12 protein-coding genes are annotated in these 16,678 nt (G+C 69.1%); 8 read left to right on the top strand and 4 right to left on the bottom strand.

What is annotated here, in order from left to right; translation table 11 throughout:
* Positions 1 to 90: 90 nt before the first annotated feature.
* Positions 91 to 1,395, top strand: a complete 1,305-nt coding sequence (gene mycP, locus ACLJOO_RS22305; RefSeq protein ID WP_410789204.1) for a type VII secretion-associated serine protease mycosin — start codon at positions 91 to 93, stop codon at positions 1,393 to 1,395.
* A 71-nt stretch (positions 1,396 to 1,466) separates the two neighbouring features.
* Here the strand turns inward: mycP and ACLJOO_RS22300 are convergent, their stop codons facing one another.
* Entirely contained in the window at positions 1,467 to 1,769 is a 303-nt protein-coding gene (locus tag ACLJOO_RS22300) for a hypothetical protein (RefSeq protein ID WP_410789203.1), read from the bottom strand.
* Between the two features lie 21 nt (positions 1,770 to 1,790).
* Entirely contained in the window at positions 1,791 to 2,108 is a 318-nt protein-coding gene (locus ACLJOO_RS22295; RefSeq protein WP_410789202.1) for a hypothetical protein, read from the bottom strand.
* 154 nt (positions 2,109 to 2,262) lie between these two features.
* Between ACLJOO_RS22295 and eccCa the strand changes: the two genes are divergently transcribed.
* The 3 genes from eccCa to ACLJOO_RS22280 are packed head-to-tail and all read left to right on the top strand — an operon-like array spanning position 2,263 to position 8,188.
* Positions 2,263 to 6,204 (top strand): type VII secretion protein EccCa, encoded by a 3,942-nt coding sequence (gene eccCa, locus ACLJOO_RS22290; RefSeq protein WP_410789201.1) that lies wholly within the window; start codon positions 2,263 to 2,265, stop codon positions 6,202 to 6,204.
* Complete coding sequence (locus tag ACLJOO_RS22285) at positions 6,204 to 6,620, top strand: hypothetical protein (protein WP_410789200.1); 417 nt, start codon at positions 6,204 to 6,206, stop codon at positions 6,618 to 6,620. The genes eccCa and ACLJOO_RS22285 overlap by 1 nt, the downstream gene beginning before the upstream one ends.
* Positions 6,620 to 8,188 carry a hypothetical protein gene (locus ACLJOO_RS22280; RefSeq protein ID WP_410789199.1) on the top strand — a complete coding sequence of 523 codons (1,569 nt, stop codon included), beginning with the start codon at positions 6,620 to 6,622 and terminating at the stop codon, positions 8,186 to 8,188. The genes ACLJOO_RS22285 and ACLJOO_RS22280 overlap by 1 nt, the downstream gene beginning before the upstream one ends.
* A gap of 617 nt (positions 8,189 to 8,805) precedes the next feature.
* On the opposite strand, the gene eccB is transcribed toward ACLJOO_RS22280, so the two are convergent.
* Complete coding sequence (gene eccB / locus ACLJOO_RS22275) at positions 8,806 to 10,227, bottom strand: type VII secretion protein EccB (protein WP_410789198.1); 1,422 nt, start codon at positions 10,225 to 10,227, stop codon at positions 8,806 to 8,808.
* 1 nt (position 10,228) lies between these two features.
* Positions 10,229 to 11,611 (bottom strand): type VII secretion integral membrane protein EccD, encoded by a 1,383-nt coding sequence (eccD, locus tag ACLJOO_RS22270; RefSeq protein ID WP_410789197.1) that lies wholly within the window; start codon positions 11,609 to 11,611, stop codon positions 10,229 to 10,231.
* 121 nt (positions 11,612 to 11,732) lie between these two features.
* On the opposite strand from eccD, the gene ACLJOO_RS22265 reads away from it, so the two are divergent.
* From ACLJOO_RS22265 to ACLJOO_RS22250, 4 genes are read left to right on the top strand one after another with little or no spacing between them, the layout of a single operon-like run.
* Positions 11,733 to 12,356, top strand: a complete 624-nt coding sequence (locus ACLJOO_RS22265) for a hypothetical protein (protein ID WP_410789196.1) — start codon at positions 11,733 to 11,735, stop codon at positions 12,354 to 12,356.
* Positions 12,353 to 12,925, top strand: coding sequence for a hypothetical protein (locus ACLJOO_RS22260; protein WP_410789195.1), 573 nt, complete (start codon positions 12,353 to 12,355; stop codon positions 12,923 to 12,925). Before ACLJOO_RS22265 ends, ACLJOO_RS22260 begins: the two co-directional genes overlap by 4 nt.
* Before the next feature lie 13 nt (positions 12,926 to 12,938).
* Entirely contained in the window at positions 12,939 to 14,297 is a 1,359-nt protein-coding gene (locus tag ACLJOO_RS22255) for a serine/threonine-protein kinase (RefSeq protein WP_410789194.1), read from the top strand.
* A 52-nt stretch (positions 14,298 to 14,349) separates the two neighbouring features.
* Positions 14,350 to 16,665 carry a fibronectin type III domain-containing protein gene (locus ACLJOO_RS22250; RefSeq protein ID WP_410789193.1) on the top strand — a complete coding sequence of 772 codons (2,316 nt, stop codon included), beginning with the start codon at positions 14,350 to 14,352 and terminating at the stop codon, positions 16,663 to 16,665.
* The last annotated feature ends 13 nt before the right edge of the window (positions 16,666 to 16,678 follow it).

The raw sequence follows: 16,678 nt of genomic DNA, 5'->3' as shown, positions 1-16,678 counted from the left end.
AGTCTGTAGCCGGTCGGCTCCGCGCTCGGGCGGTTGACCTCTTCCGGCCACCCGGGACTACGCCCGACGGGGATCTCCGACGCTCGGGGGGTGAGATCCCACGCGAAGAACCGCTTCGAGGCCGCCGCGGTGGCCGGTGCACTGGCTCTCGGGCCGGCTGCGGCCGCCGTACCGGCGTACGCCGTGCCTCCGAAGGGCGCATGCCGCAACGCCGAACCAGCTCATCCGGTGCAGAAGGCTTTGCCGTGGGCGCAACAGCTGCTGATGCCGCAGCGCGCTTGGCCGTTCAGCACCGGCAGCGGAGTCACGGTCGCCGTGATCGACTCGGGTGTCGACGCCGACCATCCGCAACTGCGCCGCTCCGGCAAGGTCCTTCCCGGTCGCGACTTCTATCTGAAAGGCAAGCTGCCCGGCAACTACGACTGCATCTCGCACGGGACCGGGGTCGCCGGCATCATCGCCGCCGACGGCCGGCCCGGGGTCGGTTTCGCGGGCATCGCCCCGGGAGCCAGGATCCTGCCGGTGCGGGTCAGCGAGCGGGAGACGGACAACACCGGCACCACCCAGGAGATCAATCCGAATATCCTTGCCAAGGGCATCAAGTACGCCGTCGACGCGCAGGCCCGGGTGATCAACCTCTCGCTGGCCGGCTTCCGCGACGAACGACCGGTCCGGCAGGCGATCGCCTACGCGGTCGCCCACGACGTCGTCGTGGTCGCGGCGGTCGGCAACGGACAAAGCTCCGAGAGCGGGAAGCTCCCGTCCTACCCCGCGTCCTATCCGGGGGTGATCGGCGTCGGCGCGATCGACAACGCCGGGGCACGAGTGACCGCATCCCAGGTCGGTCCGTACGTCGACCTGGTCGCACCGGGCGGTTCGGTACTCGCGCCGACCCGTGTCGCCGGACACGCCTACGAGGACGGTACGAGCTTCGCCGCGCCGTTCGTCGCCGGTACGGCGGCGCTGGTGCGGGCGGCATGGCCCAAGCTGACCGCTGCGCAGGTCGCCCAACGATTGATGGCCACTGCCGACCCGGCCCGTGGCGGCAATGGCAGCCAGGAGTACGGCGCCGGCATCGTCGACCCGTACCGCGCCGTCACCGAAGGGCTCGCCGTCGGCGCGGCGAAGAAGTTGCCGGCGGCCCATGTTCCGCCACCCGACGAGCACGAACTCGCGCTCGCGGCCTGGTGGCAATCGCGTGGATCACGGGCGCGGATCACCGCTGTACTGGCCGCCGGCGGAATGGCGGTCGTCGTACTGCTGTCGTGGTTGACGACAGCCGGGCACCGTCGTCGTTGGGCCGTCGGCCGATCGGCGATCGCCCGCAACGCCAGAGGCGAACAGGCGGACCTGCCGCCGGAGTTCCTCTTCACCCGTCCCGACCGCGACGTCTGAGTCCCGCAACAGATGAGCCCCAGCCGGATCTCCGGCTGGGGCTCATCCGCTGGATGCTGTCGCAGCTGCGATCAGACCCGCAGGCTGGCCGCGATACCGCGGCAGGTCGCCAGCGTGGACTGACCGTCGGCTACGACATTGTCCATCACAGTGCCTCGCTGCACGGCGTCCGTACCGTGTGCGTGGGTCTCGTTGGTCTGCAGCTGGACGTTGGCGAAATAGTCGGTGTAGTCCTCGCTGCACCACGCCCCGGAAGCGAGAGCGTTCGCAGCGCTCGCCTGGTCCTGAGCGGCGGTCATCCGCTCCTGACCGAGGTTCCGGTATCCCTGGGCGGCGTCCATCATGCCGCCGAACTGCTGGAAGATCTCAGCCATCAGTGACTCCTCTCTGTCCGATCAGGCCGTGGGCATGTTGACCGTGCCGAACGAGTGCACGTTGCCCGCGCTCAGCTGGTCGTAGATGTTCGTGATCTGCATCATTCCGTCGGACTGCACTCCGGCCTGGTTCTGGCCCTTGAGGCTTGCGGACTGGCTCCAGTTCTCGTGCCCCGCCACGTTGGTCTGGTACGCCTCACCGCGCATCGACCCGCCCAGATCCATGGTGTTCGCCTGCGACCGGCGGACGTTGTCCCCCAGTGTTTCGGCGTACGCCGCAGTCTGGTTGGCGTGGTGGGCCATCTCGGGCGTGAGTCCCTGAATGAAGGCTCCGGCCATGACTGTCTCCTTTCTTGTCAGGTGCTTCCGCTCACAAGCTAAGGACCGCACGACACCGGGAGGTCTGGGCGGCACCTTCCTGCCATCCAGGTCCGCGGACGGGTCGGTGCGCGTGAGGATCCTCATGGACAGGCCTCACGGAAGGGGTTCGACGATGGCGACCATGTTGGTCCGGCGTCCGATGCGGCGGCTCGCCCCGGAGCTCCCGAGCGGCGAATTGTTGCTCGAGGCACCGCCCGAGGTGCCGGAACCGGGCAGCCGGCAGTGGATGCAAATGTTGATGGTGCTGCCAATGGTCGCGATGATGGGCGCGATGATGCTGATGTTCTCCGGGAGCATCGGCAGCAGTCTGCGCTACGTGATCTTCGGGCTCTTCGGCCTGGCGATGCTGGGCATGATCGTGATGGCGTTCTTCGCCCGCACCGGCGGCGGCAAGACCGAGATGAGCCAGGCCCGGCGGACGTATCTGCGGCATCTGGCCCAGCAGCGGATGCGCCTCAGCAGGTCGATCGAACAGCAGCGGGAAGCTCTCGGCTACCTGCATCCGGACCCGGAGTCGCTCTGGGCGCTGGCCGGCAGTTACCGGCTGTGGGAACGCCGTCAGGACGACGCCGACTTCGGCGCCACCCGGATCGGCGTCGGTTCGCAGAGTCCCGCCACCACGGTGGTCCCACCCGACACCCAGCCGCTCGAGCGCCTCGAACCTCTGTCCGCGCTGGCCTTACGTCGGTTCGTGGCGACGTACTCCACGGTGCCGGGGTTGCCGCTCGCCATCGCGATCACCGGTTTCAGCCGGATCTATCTGCCGGGTGATCGGGAACGGTCCCGGGCGATGGTCCGCGCGATGATCGCGCAACTGGTGACGCTGCAGGCGCCGGACAACCTGCGGATCGCGATCTGTGCCGCGGCGGAGGATCTCGAGGACTGGGACTGGGCCAAGTGGCTGCCCCACACCCTGCACCCGGAACGCAGCGATGCGCTCGGGCCGCTCCGGCTGATCGCCGGATCGATCACCGCGATCGAGGCGATGTTGGACGACGTCGTGAGCAATCGTCCGCGCTTCGATCCGGATGTCGCCGGACGGGTCAACGGCCCGCACCTGGTGGTTGTCGTGGCCGGTGGCGACATCGACGGATCCGACCACCTGCTCGTCGGCCCGGGACTCGAAGGCGTGACGGTACTCGACCTGACCATGCCGCCACCGCGAGCGATCGACTCGACCGCGATCAGCCTCGACATCGCCACCGACGGCGCCATTACCGCCGAGACCATGGAGGGCGAGGAGCATCTCGGGCAGGCCGACAGCCTCGACATCGCTGCTGTAGAAGGACTTGCCCGGCAGCTGGCCCCGCTACGGCTGACCGCGGGCTCGCAGGGCGACCAGCCGCTGAGCGCCGACCTCGGCCTGGCCGAACTGCTCGATCTGGGCGATCCGTTCGACTTCGATCCCGACGACACCTGGCTGCCGCGGCCGATGCGGGAGCGGCTCCGGGTCCGCTTCGGTCTGCGGGCCGACGGACAGCCGATCGAACTCGACCTGAAGGAGTCGGCCCAGGAAGGCATGGGGCCGCACGGGCTGCTGATCGGTGCGACCGGCTCGGGTAAGAGCGAGCTCCTTCGGACCCTGGTACTGGCGCTCGCCATCACGCACCCGCCGCGATCCCTGAACTTCGCACTCGTCGACTTCAAGGGCGGTGCGACGTTCACCAGACTCGACGCACTGCCGCACACCAGCGCGGTGATCACCAACCTGGCCGAGGAACTCCATCTGGTCGACCGGATGAGCGATGCGATCAACGGTGAGCTGCTCCGCCGCCAGGAGCTGCTCCGGGCCGCGGGCAACTTCGCGTCGTTGCGCGACTACGAGAAGGCGCGTACGGCCGGAGCGCCGCTCGAGGAGGTACCGACCCTGCTGGTCATCTGCGACGAGTTCTCCGAGTTGCTGACTGCGCGCCCCGACTTCATCGACATGTTCGTCCAGATCGGCCGCGTCGGCAGGTCGCTCGGCGTACATCTCCTGCTGGCGAGCCAGCGACTGGAGGAGGGCAGACTGCGCGGGCTGGAGACGCACCTGTCGTTCCGGATCGGCCTGCGGACCTTCTCCGAGATCGACAGCCGGACCGTGCTGGGTGTCAGCGACGCGTTCAAGCTGCCGCGTGCTCCTGGCCACGGCTTCCTGAAAGTCGGCACCGAGCAGATGGACCGGTTCCGCTCGGCGTACGTGTCCGGAATCCATCGGCGGCCCACCGCGGACAGTCTGCCGCTCCAGGACAACACGGTCGAACTGCTCGACTACTCCAGCCGGTACGTCGCCCCGGCGGTCACCGAAGAGGTCGAGGAGGACGACGATCCGGACGGTGTCTTCGACGAGTCCGGCGGCGAGACGCTGCTGGAGATCCTCGTCGATCGTCTGGAAGGCCGGGGTACGCCGGCCCGCCAGATCTGGCTGCCTCCGCTGGACAAGCCGCCGGCGCTGGCCGAGGTGCTCTCGCAGCTCGCCCAGGATCCCGGCAACTCGTTCGTCCCGGGCCGGCTGCAGACGGTCGCCGGCGTCGTCGACCGGCCGCTCGACCAGCGCCGCGACCCGTTGCTGCTGGACCTGTCGGGTGGTGCCGGCCACGTCGCTGTCGCGGGTGCACCGCACAGCGGCAAGAGCACCGCGCTGGCCGGCATCATCACCGGCCTCGCCCTGACTCACACCCCCGAGGAAGTGCAGTTCTACTGCCTCGACTTCGGCGGCGGCGTGCTCTCCAGCCTCCGCGACCTCCCGCACATCGGAACGATCGCGGGCCGGCAGGACACCAACGCCGTACGGCGGACCGTCATCGAACTGCTCGGCATCATCGCCGAGCGGGAGAAGCGTTTCGCGCAGGACGGTATCGACAGCATGGCGACGTACCGCGAACGGCGCCGGCGGGGCGAGGCGGGCGATTCGCCGTACGGCGACGTGTTCCTCGTGATCGACGGCTGGCAGACGATCCGCAACGACTTCGAGGATCTCGAGCAATCGCTCGGCGACCTCGCCGCCCGCGGTCTCGCGTACGGCGTCCACCTGCTCATCAGCGTCCCGCGCTGGTTCGACCTGCGGACCAACGTCCGCGACTTGTGCGGTACGAAGCTCGAACTGCGCCTGGGTGACCCGATCGACTCTCTGATCGACCGCCGGACGGCGGCGCTCGTCCCGGAGCATGCACCCGGGCGCGGGGTCACGACGAGCAAGCACCACTTCCTGATCGCGGCGCCACGACTCGCCGACAGCGAGGATCGGGTCTCAGTCGGGCTGGGCGAGCTCGTTGCCGCCGTCAAGGAAGCCTGGTCCGGCAAGCCGGCGCCGGAGATCAAACTGCTGCCAGGTGATGTGCCGTACGCGGCCAACAACGGCGCCAGCTCCCGCGAGCACGGGTTGGCTGTCGGCGTCGCGGAGCGCAGCTTGGAAGCGGTGCTGCTCAACCCGAACGCGGACCCGACGTTCATCCTCCTGGGTGACACCGGTGCCGGGAAGTCGGGCTTCCTGCGGACGATGGCGCATCGGATCCGGGAGACGTACACACCGGAACAGGCACGGTTGCTGGTCGTCGACCACCGGCGCAGTCTGTTGGGCGGTGTCGAGAGTGAGCACCTTCTGGGCTACGGCACCAACCACGCGGTCACGGCCGAGCTCGTCAACGGCCTGGCCAACGTGCTGCAGGAACGGCTGCCTGGTCCCGAGGTCACTCCCGACCAGTTGCGTGATCGTAGCTGGTGGGAAGGACCCGAGCTGTTCGTCCTGATCGACGACTACGACCTGGTGGCCTCCGCGGAGAACCATCCGCTGATGCCGCTGCTGCCGTTCATCCCGCAGGCCGCCGACCTGGGTCTGCGGATCTACGTGGCCCGCCGGACCGGCGGCGCCATGCGCGGGCTCTTCGAGCCCGTCCTCGCCCGGATGCGCGACGTGGGCTCACCAGGCCTGCTGATGTCAGGCAGCCGCGAGGAGGGTCCCCTCCTCGGCGGCCTCCGCGCCCAGCCGATGCCACCCGGCCGCGGCTGGCTGATCACCCGTCAAGGCACCAACCAACTGATCCAACTGACCCAACCACCGACCAAGGAGGACTGATGGCGGACCTAGACGCCAGAACAGAAGCATTCCAAACAGCCAGCGGCGGCCTCGCCAGCGTGACGGACGACTTCTCGACGAAGATGCGGGAGGCCGGAAACAACTCGGCATCGCCGGCCGCCGGCGGCGGAACGGCCGAGAGCGTCGCCTTCATGAAGGTCGAACGAGATGCCCGCAACACGCTCGTTCAGTACATGTCGAACACCGCTGACGGCCTGCAGGGCTACCAGTCCGCGATCACCGAGATCGGCGGCGCGCTCGACCGGAACGTCGAGGTGACCAAGGCCCGTCTGACCAAGCTGCTGAACCCGCTGGAAGGCAACGTCCGGCCGAACGAGGTGTTCGACCCCGGACACGCCATCACCTACCAAATCGACCACCCACGCCCGAATCCCGCACCGGCAGGAGGCCACTGATGGCCGACAAACTAGACGGAGGCGCTTCGTCCATCACCACCGTGACCAGCCAGATCGGCGGTGCGCAGACGGTTCAGGCCTGCGTCGATCTGATGACGACCCTCTCCGTGATGATGAGGACGGACGCGGAACTCAGCGGCCCGCTCGAGACGGCGGGAATCATGTGGAACTCGTCCGCGGATGCCGTCAACACCGCGCATCTGGAGCTCCACTCGGTCACCGACACCCTGCTGCAGGAGTGGGGCAGCGAGGACGCCAAGGACTTCGTGGCTGCCCGGACGATCACTGAAGCCTCGCTGTCGACGTCCTACAGCGCCATGGCTCCGGTGCAGGGGGTGCTCAATGCCCTGGCTGAGCAGATCCGGACGACGGCCTCGACCGTCGCGACGAAGGTAGACGAGCTCAACAAGGTGGTGGAGAGCTACAACTCGTCGACCCCGCAACGGCAATCCCCCGAAAGCTTCGAGAGAGCCTGGGCGAAAAAGGCAAAGGTGCCGCTGCAGGCGGCGGGCGACGCGATGATTGGGCTTGCGGGGAAATACAGCCTCGCTGGTTCGTTTCTGACGTCCGACGCGGCGAAGCTGAAGTGGGACGGTCCCGGCAGTGGGAACGCGGCGCCCACGACGAGCGCCCCGACCAACGCGCCCTCGGTGCCCAGTTCGCCAGGTGGGCCTACGGGTGCTGACCCGGCGGCCGCTGATCCCAGTGGGCAGCAGGCGGGGCCGGCCGAGCAAGGTGGTGGGGCGCAGGACGCCGCTGCCGGGGCAGGTGCCGGCGGGGGCGGGACGGACGGGGCCGGTGGGCCGGGTGGTACCGGTGCCGGATCGATTCCGGGGGTGCCCGGTGGTGGTACCGGGTTGGCCGGGATGCCTGCGGCCTCTACGGTTGCGCCCCGGTTCGAAGGGTCGCTGCCGAACATGCCGATCGCGCCGCCGACGACCCATACGCCGGTTGTGCCGCCGATGAGCAACCTGCCGGTCGGTGCGGTGCCGGGCGGGTCCACCGGCGGACGTGGTGTCGGCAAGGTTCCTGGCGGTGGGGTCGGTGGCGGCGGTCTGCCAGGTGTTCCCGGTGGCGGAGGCAGTCAGAAGAGCATCGACTCCAAGCTGCCGGGTGCAGTGGCCGAACCCGTGTCGTCGCAAGGTCCGCTGTCTGGCGGGCGGGCGCCGGCTGCACCGAGCGGGCTGGCCGGTGGTACCGGTGCTGCGGCCGGCGCGGGCGCTGGTGCCGGCGGGATGCCGCCGATGATGCCGCCGATGATGGGCGGCGCGGCTGGTGCCGGCACCAAGGCCGGGCGTCCCGGCAACGGCATGATCGCGCCGGGGAATCGTCGGCGTGATCGGCAGCAGGGCGATACGCCGGGCGTCCCGGTCGGACTGCGCGGCAGGGCGGGTAAGGACCTGCCTGGCGCGTTCCCCGCCGTACCGGTGAACACCCGAAGGCGCAAGGAGAAGACCGAGGCGGCCAACACCCTCCAGCTCCTCGACGAGGACCTCTGGAAGGTGGAGGCCACCGACGCCAAGGCGGCGCCGCCCGCCGCGCGGCAGGAACGCCGGCCCGCCAACTGATCACCGAAAAGCCCGGCTCGAGATATCCGATCTCGAGCCGGGCTTTTCCCTGCTGCTGCTGGCATCCGCCCCCGGCACCGCACACGGTCATCCTTGAGCCCTCACCAACCATCTCAGCGGCTCGAAAATGGTTGGTGGGAGCTCAAAGATGACAGAGCTGGATCGGCGGGGGTGGATTGCTGGGTGCTCGCTGACCTGGAGTGGGGGGTGGAGTAGGCGGTGGCGGGCTTGAACCGCCCGGCGGAACAGCCCCACGCCAGCTCGCCGTCAGGTCACACTGGCGGGTTATGTCACCGCTGGCCTGCTGCTTCCCGCCAGCCGGCAATGCAACACCCCACACACAGACGGCAGAGAGCCGGATATCCCCTGGTGTTGTGGCTTCTCCTTTCGTATACCAACGGAGAACTCACAACGCCGTCGGATATCCCCACGTGTGCCGGGCCTCCCGTCGTGCTCGGTTGGGACCGGCCGGCGGGACGGACCGGGCGGTGCACGCCGGATGCGGTGCGTGCGGCGGTGCGTGCGGCGGTGCGGTGCGTGCGGTCTGGTCCGTGCGGTGTGGTCGGTGACCGCGGATCGTTGTTCGTCGCGCAACGTCACGAACTGCCGCTGCGGTACTAGGACACGGGCTGCACGGCGGCGGTGGGGTTGAGGCCGGGGCCCTGGGGGATTCGGGCGACCAGGGCGGCCGGGATCGGGACCGGCTGAACGCCGCCGTAGCCCAGGGTCTGGATCAGCTTGGGATCGGACAACGGGTAGACGCGTCCCATATCGGTGACCACCGAGATCGTGCCGGCCGGGGCATGATCCGACGGGCGAGCCTCGACGACCGCCGCCGTACCGGGGGCGATCAGGATCCGGTCAGCGAGGACGGTGTCACGTCGGGTGCGTTTCGTGGTCGCGGTCATCGCATCTGGCAGCGGCATCGCCGGGTCGATCAAGATCGCGGGGAGCGACTGCCCGGGTGTGAACGCGGCGCAGACCGTACCGATGCCGTCCTGCGGGCCGACGAAGCGCGGCCAGACGCGCGGCACCGCACCTTCCTCGGTGCTGACCGCCGGAAGTTCGGCCTCACTGACGGACATCAGGTTGAGCTCGATCGCCGTCGGCGACTTGCCGCCGTACGCCGCCTTGAGCGGAGCGTACGCACGCTGGATGTCGTACTGCACGTCACTGATCGGCAGCAACGCCTTCTGCGTCGCCAGGTAGTACTGCCTTCCCGCAGACGTCTGTACGACGAACAGTTGTCCCACCAACGTCTTCGGCCGGCCGGGTACGACGGTCGTCGGCGTACCGATGCCTGCCGGCCGCAGGCGGGCGATCGGCTGACCGTCGGGAAGCGCCGCCACGAACGCCGCACCGACCTGGGTAACCGGCTGCGAATGCAGCGCGACCGCCACTGTGGCGATGTCGCTCTTGGCGATCCGATGCCGGTAGCCGTCGCTGAGGAGGTACTCGTCACCGGTCTCGATCACCCGGACGAGCATCGCGTCGTCGGTCATCGCCGTACCGGCGCCGGGCCGCTGTCCGATCATGAGCACCGACTCGCTGGTCCGGGTTCCGGCCTGGTCGCGGGACGGTTGCGAGCACAGCGTCCACCCGCCGCCGAGCAGCTTGGACGCCGGCGGCAGCGCGTCCGGCGCGTCCTGGATCCCGATCCGCGGACCGCGCGGGACACCGGCGAGCGACCGCTGCGAGACCCGCAGTGTCTGTCCTCGTTTGCCGATGGCAAGCAACGCGGACACGTAGTTGGCGACCGGGTGCAGATGGCCGTCGAGGTACACGTACCGGGTGCCGGTCTCCTTCTCGACGATCACGCTGTCGCCCTTGCTCCAGGCCTTGTTGCCGCCCGGGACCACCATCCCGTAGACCCAGACGACGGCCAGTGCGAGGATCATGATCGCGACTCCGCCGAACGCGGCGGAGGTGGCTCGCTTGAAAGGCGGCTGCTCGGGATCGGTCTCCCGGGTGACGAGCGCGGACACCATCCGTTGCACCGAGAACTGGTGCGACTGCAGTTGGTCCTTCCTGGTCGCCATGTCAGCCTCCCCAGCCCCGGACCACGGCGTACAGGCCGAGTACCGAGCAGGCGAGCGGGATCAGCGCCAGTGTGACCAGTACTTCGAGGATCTCGGCGTACCTGCTCAGGTACGGGCTCGGGAGCTTCGTGCTGTACCGGAGGCCGCAGAAGATCGTGATGGCGGCCAGCATGACCATCAACGGGACGATCAGCGAGACCGGGTCGGCGGCCGATGCGCTCAGCGGACCGAGGACCAGGCAGGCGATTCCGGTCAACGCTGTGGTGAGCAACATCAGGCGGTGCTTCACCACCGGATAGATCCTTGCCCGCAGCAAGCATCCGAGGGTGAGTAGTCCGGTCAGGACGGTGGCCGGCGTACTGCGGTCCGTGGTCAGCAGCACCAGGCACACCGAGACCGCGAGCGCGATGCCGGTGAGCATGCCGGTGAGCAGACCGTCGGCGCGAACCACCGCGCCGTACACGTGCCGGCGTGGTGGCTGTGGATCGTCGCGGACCAGGTCGGCCGTCGTGCGTGGAAGGATCGGCATCGGGAGCCGGCCGAGCCGCAGCGCGAGCGGACCGAGCAGCGGTGAGAACGCGAACGTCGCGGCGCCGAGGATCGCGGCCACGTCGGGGCCGTCGAGCGACTCCGCCGTACCGATCCAGCCGGCGATGAGGCCGAGCAGGCCGGTGCTCATGGCCGCCGCGAACAGCGAGCCGCTGTCGACGATCCCCAGGTAGCACGCGACTCCGGCGAGCATCAACGCCGTACCGGCGGACAGGATCTGCGGCGCGCCGATCGCCGGCCAGGTCGACGTACCGGCGAACAGCAGGCCGCCTCCGATCGTCGCGAACGGCAGTCCGAGACCACCGAGCAGTGCACCTGCGCCGGAGTCCCCGACCACGCGGGCCAGCGCGACACCGGCCGCGACCAGTAGCGCCGAGGTGAGAAGCAGCCAGCTCGCGGCGTCGGCCCAGGGCGCACCGCGGCGGAGGACGACGGCCAGCACCACCAGCAGGGCGAGCGCGGCGCCGGTCAGGCCTGCGATCCGGGTGTGACGGGCGGTCCACGGTACGCCGAGTTTGCCCACGCCGGAGGCGACCGCGTCGACGAGGTCGTCGTACTCCAGTTCCGGCCAGTCGAGAGCGCGCGACACCAGGTGCAGGATCTCGCCGTCCCGGATCCGGTGCGAGCCGAGGGTCCGGCCGAGGTTCAGCTCCATGCCGTCGCTGCGGCGCAGGACCCAACCGCCGCCCGGCGCGCCCTGGTCGGCGAGGTGTTCACCGGCCTTGGTCAGGAGGCCGGGAAGGACTTCGGCTATTGCTGCTTGTTCGGGTAAGGCCAGGTCGAGGCGCCGCTGGGGAGCCACGACTGTCACCCGGACCAAACCTGTGATGTTCATGTCCCCCACTGTCTTGGCGATCGCGCGGTCGGGAGCGGGCGCGACAGCTTCCTGCCGTCGACGACCGCCGTACGTCGGACCGCCTTAGCGTGCTGTGCGTACCGGCAGACGTGGAGGGACCGTGACGACCGATCGAGAGCTGCTGATCCCAGTGGGACACGACCTGGGTGTGGTGTATTCGGGGGCGAATGAGCGACGGCAGCAGGTCCGGGTGGGCGTCGAGGTCGCCGAGTTGCAGGACCGCGAATTCGCGGTCTGGTTGCTGGCGCACGGGGTCGACGACCAGGACCGGCCGACCCGGTCGTCGCTGACGGAGCGCGCCGTCAACATCGGGCTGGAGGCCGGACAGGTGGCTGAGGTCGCCGAACGGTTCCTTCGCGACGGGCTGCTGGCGGCGGTCGATCCGGAAGCGGACGATGCGGTCGAGTTCGCCTGCGAGCATCAGCTGTTCCCGTTGCTGCAGGGGCTCGGGCCGGATCCGGACCAGCCGTGGATGCAGACCGTCGGGCTCCTGAACCAGCCGGTCGCGCAGGTCTCCGTCGCCGTGTACGACGTACTGATGTGGGCGCAGCTCGCACCGGAGCTGTGGAGCGGCTGCCACGATGCGGCCAAGGTTGCCGTGCAGGCAGGGGTGACGGCGCCGGAGGAGACGGATCCGCGGAACGTGTTGTCCGGTGTGCTCGGGCAGATCCACGGTCTGCTCTGCGTACGCGCGGCGTACTTCGACCGGCGGAGGCTCCGATGACCGCACTGGTTTTCCCGATCGGGCACTACAACGGTGTTCGGGATGAGGAGCAAGTCGTCCGGGTCGGGTGGAGTCAGCACCGGCTCGATGCGGATACCTTCGCGGTCTGGGTGCTGGCTCACGGGGTGCCTGAGGTCGGCAAGGGTTCATGGACCGTCGACGATGTCGTCGTACATGCTCAGCGCGCCGGGGTCGCGGAACCGGCGGCGTACGTCGAGCGCCTCGCCGACGCGGGATTGATCGCGGTTGTGGAGGAAAGACGGCAGTTCGCGCAGCGGCACCGGCTGGACATCATGTTCGTTGGCCTCGGCAACGCTCCGGACCGGCTCGAAGGGCATGCGGTCGGGATTCCCGGCCTCGGGACCGTCGCGATTCTCGACCCGGACTGCTACGAGTTGTGGCAATGGGGTTCGGTGGCGCCGACGTTGTGGCACAGCTGCGAGGTCCGCGCGACGGTGTCCGCCGAGCCGTCCGGCCGGCCCGATCCGGACGCCGCCTTGGCCGAGATCCTCGGCGACCTGCGGTTCCTGGTGGCACGCGGATGCGCGTACCTGGACGTTGCGGGATGACAAGATGACCCTGATGGCTGAGATCTCCCCCGATGCGCTGGTGCCGCGGGCCACCGGGCCGGTGGCCACGGTGTATCTGCTCGCGCCTCCCGGCGGCCGGACGGTCGCGTTGAAGGTCTACCCGCAGCCGCTCGACCGGCGCACCTACAACGGGATCGAGGTCGAGCAGGCGAAGCTGGCCGGGTTGCGGTCGGCGCCGTCGATCGTTCGGGTCGAGTCGATGGACGACCTGCCGGACGGGCGGACCGGGCTGCGGATGGAGTTCTGCCCACAGGGGTTGCCCGATCTGGTTGCAGGAGGCCCGTTACCGATCGGGGACGTCATCGTCCTCGGACAGATCCTCAGCTCGGTGCTGGCCGAGGCGCACGACGCCGGTCTTGTGCACGGCGGGGTGACGCCCGCCAACGTGCTCGAGCGATCCAGCGGACAGCCGGCCTTGTCGGACTTCGGTATGGCGCTGCGGCTGCGGTTTCCGCGCGACCTGATGGGCGACGCGGCGTACACGGCTCCCGAGGTACTGCGGGAAGGCGAGTTGTCCGAGGCGGCCGACGTCTACGGGCTCGGCGCCGTACTGTATCTGGCCCTGACCGGGCGGCCGCCGTTCCCGGCGCGGACGGGTGAGCCGCCGGACGGCGTCGTACTGCGGGTTTTGCGGGAACCGCCCGCGGAGGTGACCGGCCGGGACGTGCCGCCGGCGTTGTCGGCGCTGCTGCAGCGGATGATGGCGAAGGAACCGGACGCCCGTCCTGAGGCAGCGGCCGTGGTCCGCGAGTTCGAGGCGTTGCTGGCCGGGGCGGAGGCGGAGCCGGAGGACGAGCTGGACTTCGACGACTTCCGCGACGAACTGGCCGCGGGCCGGAGCGTTCCGCCCCTGGCCGTCGTCGAGGCGCCGAAGAAGAAGGCGCCCGCGAAACAGAAGCAGGACAAGGTCAAGGATGCGCCCGGAAAGTCCCGGAAACCGCTGTTGATCGGCGCGGGCGCGGCGGTCGCACTGGTGGCCGTCGTACCGGTGGTGTTCCGGCCGGGCGGCGACGACCCGGCCGATCACGTGGCCGCGCCACCGCCGGCTGTCAGTACGCCGACACCGACTCCTACGGCCCCACAACAGGCCACGATCAAGCTGAATCCGCCCGTGGACAAGGGCACCTCGGTTGTTCTGACCTGGTCAGGCCCGCCGAGGCTGACGTATGCCGTGATCGTGGCGGAGCAGGGCGCCAAGCAGCCGCAAACGACGCTGCGGGGCACGATGACTTCGCTGACCGTGCAGGTCAGCAGCGGCCTGAAGTACTGCTTCCTTGTGCAGGGCACCGATGGCGTGGACAAGTTCGAGAGCGCGCCGAGGGCCATCCGCGGTGCAACCTGCAGTGGTTGACCGTGGACGGACTTTGGACCGGTTCTGGACCTCGATCGCCTAGTCTGAGCGCGTGAGGCCGATCCCGTTCCGCCCCAGGCGGTTGACCGAACTGCTCCGCAGGCGTGGCCGCTCCGAGGCCACGCTGGCCGCAGTGGTGGCCGGTTGCGTCGCACTGATGAGCGTGGTCGTGCTGACGGGCGCCGGCTCCCCGAACAGCGGTGTGAAGTTCACGCAGTCCGGCCACTGGGTCTACAACAGCGTCGTCGGACGGATCTTCCACCTGGACGGCGCGACCGGCAAGGTGGACGCGGACGCCGAACTGAAGGGCGCGACGCCCGGTGCCCAGGTCGTGCAGACCGACAAGCAGGGGTACGTACTGTCCCGGTCGCGGATCGACCAGTTCGGCAAGTCCGACCTGACGGTCCTGGACCCGGTGCAGCCGCCGGCGACGAACGAGCAGCCGGTCGGCCTCGAGGCGGCCGGTGCGGCGTTCGCCGTGTACCAGCAGGCCGGGCGGGTGGTGCGGTTCGGCGACAAGGAGACGATCGCGTTCACGGCCGGGCCGCTCGGCGATCCGGTCGTGACGTCGGACGGGACACTGTGGGTGCACCAGGTCGGAGACGGCGACCTGTGCCGGCTGCCGATGACCGCGGACCGGATGTCCTGTCCCGCGAAGGCTCCCAAGGGGCACAAGGGAGCACTGACCGCGGTCGGCGCGAACGCCGTGTTCGTCGACCTGACCGCGCAGCAGGTGTACACGCTGAACGCCGGCGGGATGGACACCGGCCCCGATCTGGGCGATATCGACGTACCCGACGACGCGCTGGTCGCGGGCAACGACGTCGACGGCCGGCTGGCGATCGTCGACCGGGACCACAACCGGCTGCACCTGGTCGACATCGCGCACCCGGACAAGCCCGAGGCGCCGATCAGCACGTCGATCCCGAAGGGGAACTACGACAAGGTCGCGTCCTCCGGCGACGGACTCGCGCTGCTGGACCGGAAGAACTCCAACCTGATCACGCTCGGCCGCGACGGCCACCAGGTCGACGCGACCAAGCTCCCGAGCCGGCCGGCCGACGGGCGCGAGAAGCCCGAGGCGAACCTGTACCGCGGCGATGACTCTCGGGTGTACGTCGAGAACGGGATCGGCGACCGCGTCGTCGTGGTCGACCGCGACGGCGAGACCGAGTCCGTGGACATCGGCAACGGCAAGGACGGCGGCGGCAAGCCGACGACCACGCCGAACCCCAAGAACACCGGCAAACCGACGATCACGCCGCCGGCCAAGCCCACGGTCCCGCCGAAGACCACACCTCCGAAGACCACTCCGCCGGGCACTCCTCCGAGCACTCGCAAGCCGGAGAAGCCGCGGCGGACCACGCCGACGAATCGGCCCGGCAACGAACACACACCCGACAAACCCGACAAACCGGATCCCGGCAAGACGAAGACGCCACCGCCGACCCGCAAGACCATTCCGCCGACACCGCCGCCCGTGAAACCGGGCCGGCCCGGTGCCGCACTGAACGTGGCGGCCCGCATCATCGACGGCGGCGCGGTCGTCACGTGGGGCGCGGCGGCGGCACATGGCGCGACCATCACGGCGTACAAGCTGAGCTGGACCGGCGGATCGACGACGGTCAGCGGGTCGACGCGGTCGGCGCTGATCCCGACGCTGAAGACCAAGACGGCGTACTACTTCACGGTCTACGCGGTGAACAGCGCCGGCAACGGCCCCGCCGTGAAGTCGAACCGGGTCGAGCTGAAATGGGCTCCGGCCGAGTCACCGCGCGAACTCCTGGTGAGGGGCGACGGTACGAGCGGGTCGCTGACGCTCGAGTGGATGCAACCGACGATGGGCGACGGGACGTTCCTGCGGTACGAGGTGTCGATCGGGTCGCGGACCGCGCCGGTCCGGGTGAAGTCGACCACCACCACCGCGACGATCAACGGTCTGACCGACGGGAAGCACTCCACGTTCTACGTCCGCGCGATCACCAAGGCGTCGGACGGGCAGGAGGTGGTGGGCAAGTACACCAGCCTGTCCGCGACCTCGATCGGCAAGGACCAGCCCACCAAGCGGGTGGTGGCCTCGCGGGGCGACGGTACGACGTACGGCGACGACTGTCAGCACCCGGAGTGCGCGTACGTCCAGGTCCGGATCGAGAACCTGACGCCGAGCACGACGTACACCATCAAGCCGTTCACGTCCGAGTGGGGCAACTTCAACCCCGGCTACAGCATCAAGACGGACTCCGCGGGCCAACTCCTCGTCCCCGACCAGTTCCCCTGCAGCGCCGTGGGCCAACTCACCTGGGTCACCGTCCAAGGCCCCGAAGGCACCTACACCTCCAACAAGTTCTTCTGGAAATCCGACACCTGACCGAACCGCGATC

It is taken from the genome of Kribbella sp. C-35 (assembly GCF_046549195.1).
Taxonomy (GTDB): Bacteria; Actinomycetota; Actinomycetes; order Propionibacteriales; family Kribbellaceae; genus Kribbella.
This window is presented reverse-complemented; position numbering and strand designations above follow the sequence as displayed.